Origin of the sequence: Macrococcus sp. DPC7161 (assembly GCF_004117835.1) — a bacterium.
Lineage (GTDB): Bacteria > Bacillota > Bacilli > Staphylococcales > Staphylococcaceae > SDSC01.
Map to the genome: position 1 here is coordinate 165,604 of NZ_SDSC01000004.1, position 15,262 is coordinate 180,865.

Annotated in this window: 13 protein-coding genes; all 13 read left to right on the top strand. The window is 32.8% G+C overall.

What is annotated here, in order from left to right:
- The first annotated feature begins 123 nt into the window (after positions 1 to 123).
- The 13 genes from ER639_RS07580 (at position 124) to uvrA (ending at position 15,235) form a co-directional block, all read left to right on the top strand.
- A complete protein-coding gene (locus tag ER639_RS07580) occupies positions 124 to 1,371 on the top strand; it encodes a DEAD/DEAH box helicase family protein (RefSeq protein ID WP_129065180.1) in 1,248 nt (415 codons plus the stop codon).
- Complete coding sequence (locus ER639_RS07585) at positions 1,349 to 2,038, top strand: ComF family protein (RefSeq protein ID WP_129065181.1); 690 nt, start codon at positions 1,349 to 1,351, stop codon at positions 2,036 to 2,038. The genes ER639_RS07580 and ER639_RS07585 overlap by 23 nt, the downstream gene beginning before the upstream one ends.
- An 86-nt stretch (positions 2,039 to 2,124) precedes the next feature.
- Complete coding sequence (hpf, locus tag ER639_RS07590) at positions 2,125 to 2,682, top strand: ribosome hibernation-promoting factor, HPF/YfiA family (protein ID WP_129065182.1); 558 nt, start codon at positions 2,125 to 2,127, stop codon at positions 2,680 to 2,682.
- Between the two features lie 142 nt (positions 2,683 to 2,824).
- A complete protein-coding gene (gene secA / locus ER639_RS07595; protein ID WP_129065183.1) occupies positions 2,825 to 5,353 on the top strand; it encodes a preprotein translocase subunit SecA in 2,529 nt (842 codons plus the stop codon).
- 2 nt (positions 5,354 to 5,355) lie between these two features.
- A protein-coding gene (prfB, locus tag ER639_RS07600; RefSeq protein ID WP_483306234.1) for a peptide chain release factor 2 occupies positions 5,356 to 6,466 on the top strand; the annotation gives its coding sequence in 2 pieces (ribosomal slippage) (positions 5,356 to 5,412 and positions 5,414 to 6,466; 1,110 coding nt in all).
- Between the two features lie 12 nt (positions 6,467 to 6,478).
- Positions 6,479 to 6,799 carry a c-type cytochrome gene (locus ER639_RS07605; protein ID WP_483306236.1) on the top strand — a complete coding sequence of 107 codons (321 nt, stop codon included), beginning with the start codon at positions 6,479 to 6,481 and terminating at the stop codon, positions 6,797 to 6,799.
- Between the two features lie 215 nt (positions 6,800 to 7,014).
- Positions 7,015 to 7,941: a C40 family peptidase gene (locus ER639_RS07610; protein WP_129065185.1), complete on the top strand. Its 927-nt coding sequence runs from the start codon at positions 7,015 to 7,017 to the stop codon at positions 7,939 to 7,941.
- 377 nt (positions 7,942 to 8,318) lie between these two features.
- Positions 8,319 to 8,762 carry a CHAP domain-containing protein gene (locus tag ER639_RS07615; protein WP_129065186.1) on the top strand — a complete coding sequence of 148 codons (444 nt, stop codon included), beginning with the start codon at positions 8,319 to 8,321 and terminating at the stop codon, positions 8,760 to 8,762.
- Between the two features lie 148 nt (positions 8,763 to 8,910).
- Positions 8,911 to 9,453 carry a TlpA family protein disulfide reductase gene (locus tag ER639_RS07620; RefSeq protein WP_129065187.1) on the top strand — a complete coding sequence of 181 codons (543 nt, stop codon included), beginning with the start codon at positions 8,911 to 8,913 and terminating at the stop codon, positions 9,451 to 9,453.
- Positions 9,454 to 9,463: 10 nt separating this feature from the next.
- A complete protein-coding gene (locus ER639_RS07625; RefSeq protein WP_129065188.1) occupies positions 9,464 to 10,108 on the top strand; it encodes a YfbR-like 5'-deoxynucleotidase in 645 nt (214 codons plus the stop codon).
- Position 10,109: 1 nt separating this feature from the next.
- The gene (locus ER639_RS07630; protein WP_129065189.1) at positions 10,110 to 10,343 is read left to right on the top strand and encodes a CsbA family protein; all 234 of its coding nucleotides are present in this window, start codon (positions 10,110 to 10,112) and stop codon (positions 10,341 to 10,343) included.
- 88 nt (positions 10,344 to 10,431) lie between these two features.
- Positions 10,432 to 12,408 carry an excinuclease ABC subunit UvrB gene (uvrB, locus tag ER639_RS07635; RefSeq protein ID WP_129065190.1) on the top strand — a complete coding sequence of 659 codons (1,977 nt, stop codon included), beginning with the start codon at positions 10,432 to 10,434 and terminating at the stop codon, positions 12,406 to 12,408.
- 4 nt (positions 12,409 to 12,412) lie between these two features.
- Positions 12,413 to 15,235, top strand: coding sequence for an excinuclease ABC subunit UvrA (gene uvrA / locus ER639_RS07640; RefSeq protein WP_129065191.1), 2,823 nt, complete (start codon positions 12,413 to 12,415; stop codon positions 15,233 to 15,235).
- Positions 15,236 to 15,262: the final 27 nt, after the last annotated feature.

A 15,262-nucleotide genomic window follows, 5' to 3' on the forward strand; every position in this document is an offset into this window, starting at 1 on the left:
TTTTAAATTTTTTATTTTAATTTGATTTTAATTGTATTTAATTTTTACGTTTTCATATTTTTTATTTATTTTAATAATTATTCAGCACACGATGTTTTCGTGTGCTTTTTTTATGGAGGATTTATGATTGTTTATCGAATTGAAGATTGTGAACCTACTAAAAGTATTGATTTGAAGGGTTATAAATGTAATGTATGTTGTAACCAAGAAAAACACTTATTTCATACTTACTATCATATTGGTTATGAAGAAGAAGTCACTTATTGTAGGTGTTGTATGATGGGACAGTCTAATTGTGATATCGAAAGTGTAAAGATTGATCAAACCCAGGAGATGTTGCCTTTTCATCTTGGCTTTTCATTAACACCACTGCAAACTAAAGCCAGTCAATTTATTTTGGCGTGTTTTAAAGACAGAAAAGACTGTTTAATCAATGCGGTAACTGGAGCAGGGAAAACTGAAATGGTTATTGAAGCCATTCATACTGCACGAGCGCTTGGATTCAATGTTGCACTTGTTTCACCACGTGTTGATGTAGTGAAAGAGCTGAGTTTGAGGATGAATCAATACTTAAAGCAAAAAGAATTAACGAATGCATACGTGTCAACTTTGTATGGTGGACATCATACCATTGAAAACATGCATTTTATAATTGCTACAGTGCATCAATTAATGAAGTTTAAAAATTATTTTCATCTTATTTTCATTGATGAAATAGATGCATTTCCTATGACGACAGATCAAAGGTTACATCGTATTATTAATGCTTCTAAACATCCCTCGGGAATGATTGTTTATTTGTCAGCAACACCACCTAAAACAATCGAAATGAAATGTAAAGACACAACGATTAAGATACCGATGCGTTTTCATCAAAGACCGTTGCCTATTCCTCATTTAAAATTTGTTAATTCAAAGCAATTCATACGTTGGATACGTAGTGATATCACTAAAAATAAAAAAGAAATCACTTTATACTTTTTTAATCATATTGAGGCAATGCAATCTATATTTGAAAGTTTAAATATAGAAGGCGGTGTAATGGTAGATGCGAGCGATATAGATAGACATGAGAAAGTTGAGTCGATAAGAAAGAGGGAATATCGATATGTATTTACGACAACAATTTTAGAACGAGGATTTACGGTGGAACATTTAAACGTCGTCGTCATAAATAGCCATCTATTTACTTGGGATAGCTTAGTACAAATTGCTGGACGTGTTGATCGAAAAGGAATAGAAAAGAACGGTAAAGTCACCTTTTTACATCAAGGTGTTAGTTTATCGATGCTAAAAGCACTAAAATACATTCAACGAATGAATCAATTACGCTTGCAAGAGGTGAACGATGACAAAATGCATTGTTTGTAATACTGCGATTCCAATGGAATTTGATATTAATCATATATTTAGTAAAAATAAAGTGATTTGTGAACATTGTATAGAAAAAGCGTATCGATTGGAAACTAGAAGGTGTCCGACATGCCACAAAAAATTAACCGAAGATGAAACAGTTTGTTTAGATTGCCAATTTTTATCTCAATATTTTGAACCATTTAATCATATATTTTTTGTTAGTGATTATGATGAGTGGATTAAAGCACAAATTCATCGCTATAAATCTGATGGTGATATATTACTTTCAAAATATTTTGCAACATGTTTATTAAAAAACTATCCGAAATCATTTTTTTATAAATATGATTATGTTATTCCAATTCCTTCATCGATTGAGCGGCAAAAATTAAGGGGATTTCGGCATGTAGAAACCATTTTAGAAGAAGCAAAGATTAAATATGAATCCATTTTAGTAGCGAAACATCGAATGAAACAATCTGAACTCTCTAAAATAGAGCGTATTCATCAAGACAATCCATTTACCATCGATTGTGAAAAAGAAGCTATATTAAAAGATGGTATGCACATTTTACTCATCGATGATATTTATACAACAGGACTTACTGCACATCATGCTCAAAAAGTATTATTACACAAAAAAAAGCTAAATATTGACATGCTAGCGTTTGCAAGAGTCTGACAATTTGGTAAAATAGAAGTAAGAAAAGGAGTAAACAAAATATTTGTTAACCTATTTGTTTACTTTTGGAAAAGGAGTCGATTTATATGTTTAAATTTGAAATCCACGGAGATAATATCTCAGTAACAGATGCGATCAGAAATCACATCGAAGAAAAAGTAAGTAAGTTAGAACGTTATTTTACTAATGTGCCTGAAGCAACTGCACATGTAAAAATTAAAACTTATCAAGACTCTAAGTCTAAAGTTGAAGTGACTATTCCACTTAAAAATGTAACTTTACGTGCTGAAGAACGACATGCTGATTTATATGCAGCAGTTGATTTAATTGTTGAAAAATTAGAGCGTCAAGTACGTAAACATAAAACAAAAGTTAACCGTAAATTCCGTGAAAAAGGTGTGGAAAAAGAAATTTTCCCTTCACTTCCAGAAATTGAAGAAGTGAAAGAAGAATCAGCTGATGAAATTGAAATCATTCGTTCAAAACAATTTGATTTAAAACCAATGGATTCAGAAGAAGCGGTATTACAAATGAATATGTTAGGGCATGACTTCTACATCTTTAATGATGCTGAAACTAATGCGACTAACATCGTATATCGTCGTAAAGATGGTAAATACGGTTTAATTGAAACTAATAAGTAAACCATTTTAGCCTGAGCCAAATGCTCGGGCTTTTTAAATGCTTATTGAGTGATAAATATTTCATTTAAATTTCAATAAATGGTATTATTATAAGATAAAATGTAAAAAAATATTCATTGCAATAATCATAAGGAGAATTAAAATGGGATTCATTAAAAAAATGTTAGATGGTACAAGTAAAGAGTTAAAGACCCTTTCAAAAATTGCCGACAAAGTTGAATCATATAAAGACGAAATGGCTGCTTTATCTGATGAAGCCCTTAAAGAAAAAACGATTAAATATCAAAACGATTTAAAAGAGATAGAAGATTATAGAAAACAAGAAAAATATTTAGATGATATTTTGCCTGAAGCATACGCAGTGGTAAGAGAAGCTGCAAAACGTACTTTAAACATGTTCCCGTTCAAAGTGCAAGTAATGGGTGGTACAGCGATTCACCGAGGTGATATTGCAGAGATGAGAACTGGGGAAGGGAAAACGTTAACAGCAACAATGCCAGTTTATCTAAATGCATTAACAGGTCGCGGGGTACACGTTGTAACGGTCAATGAATATTTATCAAGTGTTCAAGCTGAAGAAATGTCACACTTATACAACTTCTTAGGTTTATCTGTCGGTGTGAATTTAAATAGTTTATCAACTGAAGAAAAACGTGCTGCTTATGAATGTGATATTACTTATAGTACGAATAATGAATTAGGTTTTGACTATTTAAGAGATAACATGGTGACGTATAAGGAAGAACGTGTAATGCGTCCGTTAAACTTTGCCATTATTGATGAGGTAGACTCAATTTTAATTGATGAAGCAAGAACACCATTAATCATTTCAGGACAAGCTGAAAAGTCTACAAGTATGTACATCCAGGCGAATGTTTTCGTTAAAATGTTACGTGAAGAAGAAGATTATAATTACGATGAAAAAACAAAAGGTGTTCAATTAACTGAAAAAGGTATCGACAAAGCAGAAAAAATGTTTAAAGTCGATAACTTATATGATGTTAAAAACGTAAACATTATGCACCATATTAACATTGCTTTAAAAGCACACCGTTCGTTTACGAAAGATGTGGATTATATGATTGATGAAGGTGAAATTTTAATCATCGATCAATTTACAGGTCGTACAATGCCAGGACGCCGCTTCTCTGATGGAGTTCACCAAGCAATTGAAGCTAAAGAATCTGTTGAAATTCAAAATGAATCAAAAACAATGGCATCTATTACGTTCCAAAACTTCTTCCGTATGTACAATAAATTATCAGGTATGACAGGTACAGCAAAGACAGAAGAAGAAGAATTAATGAGTATTTATAATATGGCTGTTACTCAAATCCCAACGAACCGTCCAATTCAACGTGAAGATAAAGCGGACTTAATCTTTGCAACTGAAAAAGGTAAGTTAAAAGCGGTTGTTGAAGATGTGATTGAACGACATAAAAAAGGACAACCCGTTTTATTAGGAACAGTTGCTGTTGAAACAAGTGAATACATTTCAGACTTACTTAAAAAACGTGGCATTCGTCATAATGTATTAAACGCTAAAAACCATGAACGTGAAGCTGAAATTGTTGCGAACGCTGGTCAAAAAGGTTCTGTAACAATTGCGACAAACATGGCAGGTCGTGGTACGGATATTAAATTAGGTGAAGGCGTTCAAGATTTAGGGGGATTAGCAGTAATCGGTACTGAGCGTCATGAATCAAGACGTATTGATGATCAGTTACGTGGTCGTGCTGGACGTCAAGGTGATAAAGGTTATTCAAGATTCTACTTATCATTACAAGATGAATTAATGGTTCGATTTGGTTCAGAACGTATGCAGACAATGATGAGCCGTTTAGGAATGAATGATGACGCACCGATTGAATCTAAAATGGTGTCACGTGCTGTTGAATCTGCGCAAAAACGTGTAGAAGGTAATAACTATGATAGTCGTAAACGTATTTTAGAGTATGATGATGTTTTACGTAAACAACGTGAAATTATGTATAAAGAACGTAATGATATTTTAGAAACTGAAGACTGTTCTGAACAAGTGAAGTCTATGATGACTGAATCAGTTAAGCGTTTAGTTGATCGTCATTTTATTGGTGATGAAGATAAATATGATTATGAAGACTTTGTAAAATATGTTGAAGATATGTATCTTCAAGAAGGTAAATTATCAATCAAAGAAATTGAACGACAAGATAAAGAAGATATCGTAGAAATTGTGATGAATAAAGTCATTGAACAATATGCGTCACAAGAAGCTGAATTGGGCGAACAAATGCGTGAATTTGAACGTATGATTTTATTACGTACAATTGATATGAAATGGACAGATCATATTGATTCAATGGATCAATTACGTACAGGAATCCATTTACGTAGTTATGGTCAAATCAATCCATTACGTGAGTATCAAAATGAAGGACTTGTCATGTTTGAAGATATGTTAGAAAGTATTGAAGATGAAGTGAGTCAATTCATTTTAAAATCACAAATTAGCAAAAATGAAGAAATTGAACGTGAACACATACAAGGTGAAGCGATGATCGCACAAGACGGTAAAGAAAAAGTTAAGAAACAACCAAAAGTAAAAGAGCATGATATCGGTAGAAATGATCCTTGTCCTTGTGGTAGCGGGAAAAAATATAAAAATTGTCACGGGAAAGATGGAAACTAAGCATGGAACAGTTTGAAATTAATAAAACAATCAATTCACTAGCAGAAACTATTTCAAGTTTTAGGGGGTCTCTTTGACTTAGAAGAAAAAGAGACAAACATTCAAGAATTTGATGAAATGATGGCTGACCCAACATTTTGGGATGATCAAGCAAAAGCGCAAGACATCATTAATCAAAGTAATGCATTAAAAGAAATTGTCAACGGCATTCAAAGTATTGAAACGCAAAAAGAAAATGTAGATGTCTTATTTGAAATGCTTAAAGAAGAGCCAGATGAAGAAACAGAAAAAGAGCTTATAGATGCATTAAAAACACTTGAAGCGGATGTTACTCAATTTGAATTAAAGATGCTTTTAGATGGCGAACATGATGCGAATAACGCTATTTTAGAGTTACATCCTGGTGCTGGTGGTACAGAATCTCAAGATTGGGGTCAAATGTTACTACGAATGTATCAAAGATTTGCAGATGCCAATGGCTTTAAAGTTGAAACACTAGATTATCAACCTGGGGATGAAGCGGGTATTAAAAGTGTGACGTTGTTAATTAAAGGTCATAATGCATACGGCTATTTAAAAGCTGAAAAGGGTGTACACCGATTAGTGCGTATTTCGCCATTTGATTCATCTGGGCGACGTCACACTTCATTTGTAAGTTGTGAAGTCATACCAGAATTTGATAACGATAAAATTGAAATCGAAGTCAAACCAGATGAAATTACAGTAGATACATACCGTGCAACAGGTGCGGGTGGACAACATATCAATACTACAGATTCAGCAGTACGTATCACACATAAACCAACAGGTGTTGTTGTCACATGTCAAAATGAACGATCACAAATTAAGAATCGAGAGCAAGCGATGAAAATGTTAAAAGCAAAGCTTTATCAACGTAAATTAGAAGAACAAGAAGCTGAGTTATTAGCGATTCGCGGTGAACAAAAAGAAATCGGATGGGGTTCTCAAATCAGATCTTATGTATTTCATCCTTATTCGATGGTTAAAGATCATCGTACTAATGCAGAAACAGGTAATACTGGCGCAGTGATGGACGGCGATATTTCAATGTTTATCGATGCGTATTTAAAATATCAAATGGCTTCAAAATAACTATTAGAGGTGATTCGAATGAAAAAATTAGCAGTATGGTCTGTAGTTGGATTGTCAGCTTTACTTGTAGCTTGTGGTGGAGGAGAAGAGAAGAAAGAAAGTGCTTCTTCTAAAGATGAAGGTTATCAAGCATATGGAAGAAATTCTTGTGTAGGATGCCATGGTAAAGACTTAGAAGGTGCGAGTGGTCCAAAACTTACGGATATTGGGAAGAAATACTCTGAAAAAGAAATTTTAGATATCATTAAAAATGGTAAAGGTACAATGCCTAAAAACCAAGCAACTGGTGAAGATGCAAAATTAATCGCTAAATATTTAGCAAGTAAGAAATAAATTGATTACTAAAAAAGCCTAAGACATTAAAATGTCTTAGGCTTTTTTAGTGTTAAATGATTATTTTCAGAAGATTACTTTATATAATGAAGTGTTAACGTTTATATTACAAACATGTAACATATGTAAATTGGGAAATATTATATGCTATTATTTTTAAGCAATGTGGTTTAACCACAAGATGAGAATAAATTTTTTTGGAGGCAATTTCAATTATGAAGAAAACATTATTAACAGCTGCAGTTGTTACAACAGTTGCAGGTATTTCATATCAAGCACAAGCTGAAAGTTACGAAGTAAAAAGTGGTGATTCATTATGGACAATCGCTAAAGAAAATGGCACAAGTGTTGCAGAATTAAAATCATTAAATAAATTAGATAGTGATTTAATCATTGTTGGTCAAAAATTAAAAGTAGAAAACAAAGATTTTTATACAGTTAAAAAAGGTGATACATTAAAATCAATTGCTAAACACTTTGATGTTTCAGTTAAAGAATTAAAAGCATGGAACAATTTATCATCTGATAAATTAAAAGTAGGTAAAAAACTTATTGTATCTGAAAAAGGATTCGAAAAATCTAAAAAACATGTTAAACCAGTCACTAAAGTGAATGCACCAATAAAATCTTTACATGTTGATCAAATGTCTACAGCTTCTTATACAGAAGAAACTGCTAACACAGAATCAAACGAACCTGTACAAGTAACAAGAAGTAATGCACCTACTTCAAATTACTCAGAATACAGAACAACAACTGCTTCAAATATGTCTACAGGGTCAAATGCATCAACAACACCAGTTAGTGGCGATGTTGCTTCAATTGCAAATGGCATGGCAGCAGGGAAATCATATGTTTATGGTGCAAACTCAGGTTCAGCTGTTGACTGTTCAGCATTTGCACAACAAGTAATGGCTTCAATGGGTAAATCAATTCCTCGAACAACATATGCGCAAATGGCAGCTGGAACTCAAGTTTCAAATCCACAACCAGGAGATTTAGTATTCTTTAATGGTGGTAGCCATGTAGGTGTTTACATTGGTAATGGACAAATGGTAGATGCATTAAATCCATCTGAAGGTGTTAAACAACGTGCAGTAAGCTATGTAAGTGGATCAGTTACAGGCTACTATAGATATTAATTTTGTATTTAATACAATTCATAGCATATTAAAAACCACAGATTTTGAATCTGTGGTTTTTTTATGTAATTATAAGAATTTAATTGTCTGATTTTTCAAAACACAAATTATATTTTAATAATAAATGAAATGAAAAAAGAAGTATGTTTTATTTCTAATTTATGTGAGAAACATTCTAAATGAACAAAAAATTCACTAAAATCGTCGTTGTTAGCAAATTTCAATACCACTGTAATATGAATGCAAAGTTTATGTTTTTGCATAACACTTATATTACAGCTTGTTAACATTGGCTTTTTTAATCAATTTTAATGGTATTATCATTTATGTTAATAAAACAAAGTACATTTACAGAATTCACGGAGGAAAGAAACATTATGAAGAAGATTGTTATATCAATATTATCATTATTTGTAATTTTGACTACCGCAGAAATTACTGATACAAATATTATTCAAACTAAAAAAGCAGAAGCTTATGGATCATACCGTTATTCATCAAATCCATACTACTGGGGAAGTTGTGCATACTATGCATACAATCGACGTGCACAATTAGGACGTCCTGTAGGTAAGTATTGGGGCAATGCAAGAAACTGGGCATATAATGCAAGACGTGCTGGTTACAAAGTAAGTCACAAACCGAAACGTGGTGCTGTTATGCAAACAACAAAAGGTTATTATGGCCACGTTGCAGTAGTAGAGCGTATTAACCGTAATGGTAGCATTTTAGTATCTGAAATGAATTTCCCTTATCAAGGTGTTAAAACATACCGTACAATCTCTAAATATCAAAAAAAATATTACAATTACATTTATTAAAGTTAAAAAGTCCAAACACTGTTTGGGCTTTTTATTTGTATGTAAATCAATAATTTTATAGGATTAACATTAAATATTTAATTAAGTTCACTTAAGTAAATTACCCGAAACTGCTATAATATAAACAATATAAAAATAGAGGTGCAAAATGAAAAGGTTGATAACAGTCATTTTAGCGATTGTATTTGTTGTGTTATGTATTTTCTCGATTAAACAAGTGATGCAATTTAATCAGAAAGCACCCAAGCATGTGACACTACAAAAGCATGAAATAACAGGTAAAATGATTCAAGATGAAGATGTTGTTAGTTTAGATAGTTCTAAAGAAAAGTTTGGACAATATTTAACAAAAGAAATTAATGTCGTTAATATTTGGGCTTCATGGTGCGACCCATGTAAAAAGGAAACGCCCGAATTAATTCAATTTAATAAGAATTTGCCTCAAAATGTTAAGCTTATTGGTTTAAATGTTAAAGATAAAGCACAGCAAAGAAAAGCATTTCTTAATAAATATAATCCAAATTACCAAATGATAATTGCAAATGAAGCGTTTATGGAGCAATATAAAATAAATTTTGTGCCAACCACTTTATTTGTATCAAAAAAAGGTGAAGTACTTGGCGTTTATACGGGGGAACTGACAGAAGAACATTTAAAAACATTAATTGATTCAGTAAAATCTAAATTATAAGGAGGCCATTATGGGAGTACATCAATATTTTAAAAGTTTATCAGATTTAGAGAAATTAGTAAGATGTCCTGGAAAATTTAAATATCAAGAACATAATGTCGCAAGCCATTCCTTTAAAGTGACTAAAATTGCACAGTATTTAGCGACTGTTGAAGAATGTCATGGTGAAAAAATTAATTGGAAATTAGTTTATGAGAAAGCTTTAAATCATGATTATCCAGAAATTTTTACTGGAGACATTAAAACACCTGTAAAATATGCTTCCAAAGAATTGAAGCATCTATTTTCTGAAGTTGAAGAAGAAATGACGCGTAAATTTGTCGATACAGAATTTCCTGAAATGTATCGTGATATTTATCATGAACGATTAAAAGAAGGTAAAGATGATACGATTGAAGGGAAAATTCTTTCAGTTGCGGATAAAATCGATTTATTATATGAATCATTTGGTGAAATTCAAAAAAGAAATCCAGAACCATTATTTTTTGAAATTTATGAAATGAGTTTAAGGACGATTATAGAATTTGAGGAAATGCACTGTGTTCAAGATTTCTTAAATAATATTTTGCCAGAAATGTTACAGGAACGCTTTATCCCAAGGTCTGAACTTAAAGAAATTACTTATGCCATCCTTAAGATAAAAGATACACAGTAATATGACGATTTGGTATATTTTAGCATTTTTTATTCCTGCGTTGATGGTTATGGTCTTTAGTATGGTGGCGCGCAATAAATATTCTGGATTATTCATTGCGACCATTGTCATCGGCGTTTCAGTTTATAAAGGATTCTTTCATTCAGAAATGATTGTATTTTTAGACACGATGAGTTTGATTATTGGTTATTTACTTGTTGATTATTACAAAATGGATAAAGAAGAAACAAAATAAAGGCTTAAGGCCTTTTTTTGTTTTTACGAACAAATGTTTGTATTTATTTTTTGAAATTTGATAAAATATAAGACATTAGGAGGGACGTATGGAGCATAAAGATTTTGTCATTCATTCAGAGTATCACCCCGGTGGAGATCAACCTAATGCGATTAAAGCATTAGTTAAAGGAATAAAAGAAGGTAAGCGTCATCAAACTTTACTTGGAGCGACAGGAACAGGTAAGACGTTTACGATGAGTAATGTGATTAAAGAAGTAGGTAAGCCAACTTTAATTATCGCGCATAATAAAACATTAGCTGGACAGTTATACAGTGAATTTAAAGAATTCTTCCCAGAAAATAGAGTCGAGTATTTTGTGAGCTATTATGACTATTATCAACCTGAAGCTTACGTACCATCAACAGACACTTTTATTGAAAAAGATGCATCGATTAACGATGAGATAGATAAATTACGACATTCTGCAACGAGTGCATTGTTTGAAAGTGATGATGTAATTGTAATTGCCTCTGTAAGTTGTATATACGGCTTAGGGAATCCAGATGAATATAGAGATTTAGTTGTGAGTGTTCGTGTCGGTATGGAAATGGAACGCAATCAATTACTGCGTAAATTAGTCGATGTACAATATACAAGGAATGATATTGATTTTAGACGTGGTACTTTTCGCGTAAGAGGTGATGTGGTTGAAATTTTCCCAGCATCAAGAGATGAACAATGTATTCGTGTGGAGTTTTTTGGTGATGAAATCGATCGCATTCGAGAAATCAATTATTTAACAGGAGAAGTGTTGAAAGAGCGCGAACATTTTGCAATTTACCCAGCCAGCCACTTCGTTACACGTGAAGAAAAGATGCAACTTGCAATTGAACGAATTGAAAAGGAACTAGAAGTTCAACTTAAAAAGTTTCGTGATGAAAATAAATTACTTGAAGCGCAAAGACTTGAGCAAAGAACGAATTATGATTTAGAAATGATGCGTGAAATGGGCTTTTGTTCTGGGATTGAGAACTATTCTGTTCATTTAACTTTACGTCCTACAGGTTCAACACCATATACGCTTTTAGATTATTTTGGTGATAATTGGTTAATTATGATTGATGAGTCGCATGTTACACTTCCTCAAATCCGTGGTATGTATAATGGTGATAAAGCACGTAAAACAGTCCTCGTTGATCATGGATTCAGATTGCCGAGTGCTTTAGACAATAGACCATTGAAATTTGAAGAGTTTGAAGAAAAAGCACATCAGTTGGTGTATGTGTCAGCAACACCAGGTCCATATGAAATTGAACATACAGACGAAATGGTTGAACAAATTATTCGTCCAACCGGGCTTTTAGATCCTATCGTTGAAGTGAGACCTTCAGAACATCAAATTGATGATTTAATGGAGGAGATTCAACAGCGTATTGAAAAAGATGAACGTGTGTTGATTACGACATTAACTAAAAAGATGAGTGAAGATTTAACAACGTATTTAAAAGAAGCGGGTATTAAAGTGAATTACTTGCATTCAGAAATAAAGACATTAGAACGAATTGAAATCATAAGAGAATTGCGTATGGGTACATATGATGTTTTAGTTGGAATCAACTTATTAAGAGAAGGTCTGGATATTCCTGAAGTGTCATTAGTTGCTATTTTAGATGCCGATAAAGAAGGGTTTTTACGTTCTCAACGTTCGTTAATTCAAACCATTGGCCGTGCTGCACGTAATGCTGAAGGTAGAGTTATTATGTATGCAGATAAAATAACAGACTCAATGAAAATAGCACTCGAGGAAACCGCTAGAAGACGTGAAATTCAAATGGAATACAACAAAGTTCACGGCATTATACCTAAGACTATTAATAAGAAGATTCGTGATGTTATTAGTGCGACTATAGAAACAAAAGAAGATAAAAAGCCATCAAAAGCGAAAAAGAAATTAACGAAAAAAGAGCGTATTGAAACAATTGAACGTATCGAAAAAGAAATGAAAGAAGCTGCAAAAGCGTTAGACTTCGAACGTGCGACAGAATTACGTGATATCTTATTTGAATTGAAAGCAGAAGGATGATTTGATGAAAAATAAATCCATAATAGTTAAAGGTGCAAGAGCACATAATTTAAAAAATATAGATATTGAAATACCTAGAGATAAATTGGTAGTCATGACCGGCTTATCTGGATCAGGTAAATCAAGTTTAGCTTTTGATACGATTTATGCTGAAGGACAACGCCGTTATGTTGAAAGTTTAAGTGCGTATGCACGACAATTTTTAGGCCAAATGGATAAGCCAGAAGTGGATACTATTGATGGTTTATCACCAGCAATATCGATTGATCAAAAAACGACAAGCAAAAATCCTCGAAGCACAGTTGCAACTGTGACAGAGATTTATGATTATTTAAGATTATTATTCGCTAGAATTGGTGTGCCATATTGCCCAGAACACGATGTTAAAATTGAATCTCAAACGGTCACTCAAATGGTTGATCGTATCAAATCCTTAGAAGAAAGAACTAAAATTCAAGTATTAGCTCCTGTGATTAGTGGAAAAAAAGGGACGCATAAGAAATTAATTGAAGACATTTCGAAAAAAGGATATACGCGTATTCGTGTAGATGGTGAAATGTATGATGTTCATGACAATATTGATTTAAATAAAAATCAAAGTCATGATATTGAAGTCATTGTGGACCGTTTAGTTGTTAAGCCTGATATGGATGCACGTTTAGCTGATAGTTTAGAAAGTGCATTATTGTTAGGTGAAGGCAATGTATTGATTGATGTCATAGGAGGCACACCATTAAAGTTTTCTGAACATCACGCGTGCCATATTTGTGGTTTTTCGATTGATAAATTAGAACCGAGAATGTTTTCGTTCAATTCACCATTCGGTGCATGTCCAGATTGTGATGGATTAGGAACGAAATTATCTGTGGATTTAAAATTAGTTGTTCCTGATGATAAATTATCACTAAAAGAAGGTGCATTGAAACCTTGGGAACCGATTAGTTCTAATTATTATCCAACTTTATTACAACAAACATGTAAACATTTTAAGATTGATATGGATAAGCCATTTCATAAATTATCAAAAAAGCATCAAGATATTATTTTTTATGGACATCCAGATCAAATCAGCTATACATTTAAACAAGAAAATGGTGTTAAACGCGAACGTACAATGGCATTTGAAGGAATTGTCAACAATATTGAAAGAAGATATAAAGAGAGCCCTTCAGAGTACACACGTGAACAAATGAAAAAGTATATGCAAGATGAAGCATGTCATACATGTGGAGGATATCGTCTTTCTAAAGAAGCAATGAGTGTTAAGATTGATGGCTTACATATAGGTCAAGTTGTTGAAATGTCTATTGGTAAAGCATTGGCTTATTATGAACAATTGAAATTATCTGATAAAGATGCACAAATTGCGAAACTTGTTTTAAAAGAAATAACAGAGCGTTTATCATTTTTAAATAATGTAGGTTTGGAATATTTAACATTGAACCGTGCATCAGGCACATTAAGTGGTGGTGAAGCACAACGAATTCGTTTGGCAACGCAAATTGGATCAAGATTATCTGGAGTCATGTATGTATTAGATGAGCCCTCAATTGGGTTACATCAACGTGATAATGATCGATTAATCGATACATTAAAGTCAATGAGAGATATGGGTAATTCATTAATTGTTGTTGAACATGATGAAGATACAATGCTTGCAGCGGACTATTTAATTGATATCGGTCCGGGTGCAGGTGTCCATGGTGGAGAAGTGGTTGCGGCAGGCACACCAAATCAAGTGATGAAAAATAAAAAATCATTAACGGGTCAATATTTATCAGGGAAAAAGAAAATTGATATGCCTACTGAAAGAAGAAAATCAGATGGTCGTTCAATTAAAGTTTACAATGCATCAAGTAACAATTTAAAAAATGTTGATGCTGAAATTCCTTTAGGTATGATGACTGTTGTAACAGGTGTCTCAGGATCAGGAAAGAGTACTTTAGTAAATGAAGTATTATATAAAGGGTTGGCAAAATCACTGTATCAAACGAAAGCAAAGCCTGGTCAATTTGATAAAATAGAAGGTGTTGAACATATCGATAAAATCATTGATATTGATCAATCACCTATCGGTAGAACACCAAGAAGTAATCCTGCAACATATACTGGCGTTTTTGACGATATTCGAGATGTATTTACGCAAACAAATGAGGCAAAAATACGTGGGTATCAGAAAGGACGTTTCAGTTTTAACGTGAAAGGCGGTCGTTGCGAGGCTTGTCGTGGAGACGGTATCATAAAGATTGAAATGCACTTCTTACCAGATGTCTACGTGCCTTGTGAAGTGTGTGAAGGAAAACGTTATAACCGTGAAACGCTTGAAGTGTTATACAAAGGAAAAAACATTTCTGATGTATTAAATATGACGGTTGAAGATGCGTATTATTTCTTTGAAAATATTCCTAAAATAAAAAGAAAACTTAAAACGATTGTAGATGTAGGGTTGGGATATATTACTTTAGGTCAACCTGCGACGACATTATCTGGTGGTGAAGCGCAACGTGTGAAACTTGCCTCTGAACTACATCGTAGAAGTAATGGAAAAACATTATACATATTAGATGAACCAACAACAGGTTTACATGTAGATGATATTAAACGATTATTGCAAGTTTTAAATCAATTACTTGAGCAAGGTGATACAGTATTGATTATTGAACATAACTTAGATGTAATCAAAACAGCAGACCATATTATTGATTTAGGACCTGAAGGTGGAAGTGGTGGTGGAATGATCATCGCCAGTGGTACACCTGAGCAAATTATGGAAACGCCTGCATCATATACAGGTCAATATTTAAAACGACATATTGAAAGAATATAAATTCATAAGGATGAATTTAGTCGAATG

Excerpts from the sequence above, each read along its gene's own strand:
- ER639_RS07580 (WP_129065180.1), top strand. The coding sequence starts at position 124 with ATGATTGTTTATCGAATTGAAGATTGTGAACCTACTAAAAGTATTGAT.
- ER639_RS07585 (WP_129065181.1), top strand. The coding sequence starts at position 1,349 with ATGACAAAATGCATTGTTTGTAATACTGCGATTCCAATGGAATTTGAT.
- hpf (WP_129065182.1), top strand. The coding sequence starts at position 2,125 with ATGTTTAAATTTGAAATCCACGGAGATAATATCTCAGTAACAGATGCG.
- secA (WP_129065183.1), top strand. The coding sequence starts at position 2,825 with ATGGGATTCATTAAAAAAATGTTAGATGGTACAAGTAAAGAGTTAAAG.
- ER639_RS07610 (WP_129065185.1), top strand. The coding sequence starts at position 7,015 with ATGAAGAAAACATTATTAACAGCTGCAGTTGTTACAACAGTTGCAGGT.
- ER639_RS07615 (WP_129065186.1), top strand. The coding sequence starts at position 8,319 with ATGAAGAAGATTGTTATATCAATATTATCATTATTTGTAATTTTGACT.
- ER639_RS07620 (WP_129065187.1), top strand. The coding sequence starts at position 8,911 with ATGAAAAGGTTGATAACAGTCATTTTAGCGATTGTATTTGTTGTGTTA.
- ER639_RS07625 (WP_129065188.1), top strand. The coding sequence starts at position 9,464 with ATGGGAGTACATCAATATTTTAAAAGTTTATCAGATTTAGAGAAATTA.
- ER639_RS07630 (WP_129065189.1), top strand. The coding sequence starts at position 10,110 with ATGACGATTTGGTATATTTTAGCATTTTTTATTCCTGCGTTGATGGTT.
- uvrB (WP_129065190.1), top strand. The coding sequence starts at position 10,432 with ATGGAGCATAAAGATTTTGTCATTCATTCAGAGTATCACCCCGGTGGA.
- uvrA (WP_129065191.1), top strand. The coding sequence starts at position 12,413 with ATGAAAAATAAATCCATAATAGTTAAAGGTGCAAGAGCACATAATTTA.